At 43.6% G+C, this 784-nt stretch carries 1 protein-coding gene, 2 tRNA genes and 1 rRNA gene; all 4 read right to left on the reverse strand.

Features of this window, described 5'->3' with window-relative positions; translation table 11 throughout:
• On the reverse strand, positions 1 to 220 hold a 220-nt coding region (locus tag ACFODW_RS12320), incomplete at its 3' end, for a transposase (protein ID WP_390306892.1).
• A 64-nt stretch (positions 221 to 284) separates the two neighbouring features.
• A tRNA-Thr gene (locus tag ACFODW_RS12325) sits at positions 285 to 357 on the reverse strand.
• A 7-nt stretch (positions 358 to 364) separates the two neighbouring features.
• A tRNA-Asn gene (locus ACFODW_RS12330) sits at positions 365 to 439 on the reverse strand.
• Positions 440 to 532: 93 nt separating this feature from the next.
• Positions 533 to 648, reverse strand: a 5S ribosomal RNA gene (rrf, locus tag ACFODW_RS12335).
• Positions 649 to 784 lie beyond the last annotated feature (136 nt).

Here is a 784-nt window from a genome sequence, read left to right on the forward strand (position 1 = left end):
CCATCTTAAATTGAACAGAATAAGCCTCTTTGATTGTCTTTCTATTTAAACCGGCTGCGCCGTGTTTCTTGTATACGCTCACCCAATTTCTAAGCTGTGTACTTGACTTAATTCCATACTTGCTTGCTAATAACCTGTACCCGAGTGGCCCATCAAGATACTCCCGCACAACTTGAAGCTTAAATGTGGAACTATACTTAGCTATAATAAAACACCCCAAAAGTTAGATTTTTGACTCTAACTTTTGGGGTGCACTTCATATAGACGCTTTTTTTGGTTGGCTAAGCTTCCAAGCGGACTCGAACCGCTGACCCCTTCCTTACCATGGAAGTGCTCTACCTGCTGAGCTATGGAAGCATAGAAATGGCTCCACAGGCAGGATTCGAACCTGCGACCGATCGGTTAACAGCCGATAGCTCTACCACTGAGCTACTGTGGAATAATCAATAAACATTGTAATTGGATGGTGTTTATATTATATGTATTTTAGCATAATCTTATACAGGGTCAAATAGATTATATAAAAAAAGCAGCCTGGCAGCGTCCTACTCTTGCAGGGACAAAGTCCCAACTACCATCGGCGCTGGAGAGCTTAACTTCTGTGTTCGGCATGGGAACAGGTGTGGCCTCTCCGCCATCGCCGCCAGACAACTTTCCTTATAGGGTTGATTTGCACCCTGAAAACTAAATAAGAGTAAATACCGTGACATGGTAAAGAATGTAGTTAAGTCCTCGATCGATTAGTATTCGTCAGCTCCACGTGTCACCACGCTTCCACCTCGAA

The sequence above is a fragment of the Virgibacillus sediminis genome, from assembly GCF_042643265.1.
Taxonomy (GTDB): domain Bacteria; phylum Bacillota; class Bacilli; order Bacillales; family Amphibacillaceae; genus Virgibacillus_O; species Virgibacillus_O sediminis.